The organism is Cohnella sp. GbtcB17 (assembly GCF_019091135.1).
Classification (GTDB): Bacteria; Bacillota; Bacilli; order Paenibacillales; family Paenibacillaceae; genus Cohnella.
The window spans coordinates 1-408 of record NZ_JAGXJW010000185.1 but is presented as its reverse complement, the minus strand read 5'-3'; the positions used below and the strand labels follow the sequence as shown (position 1 = coordinate 408).

At 50.7% G+C, this 408-nt stretch carries 1 pseudogene; it reads left to right on the top strand.

The window, feature by feature from the left end:
* A pseudogene (locus KVT38_RS33555) lies at positions 1 to 408 on the top strand (alpha-L-rhamnosidase C-terminal domain-containing protein); the annotation flags it as partial.

Genomic DNA, 408 nt, shown 5'->3' with positions numbered 1-408 from the left:
TAACGCTTTTATACGCGGAATGCTATCAGCAAATCGATCCGGCAACGGGTGCATTCGTTAAAGGTATCCGAGACGATAGGACCGGCGTACTGATCGGCAATTTTGATCTCTATACAGTCGGCGGATTTGGTTCCACAGTTCAGCCTGAATGTTACGTACCGTTCTTATTCCGGACATTCCGTTATGTTTCGCTTGAGGTGGAGACGGCTGATGAAGCGCTGGCCATCCAATCTTTTCATTATAGAGAAACAGGCTATCCGCTGGAGGCCAAAGCGAGCTTCACCAGCTCCGACGCCAGCTTGCAGCCGCTCTGGAACATCAGCATCAATACGCTTAAGCGCAGCATGCACGAGACGTACGAAGACTGCCCTTATTTCGAGCAGTTGCAGTACGCGATGGATACGCGAT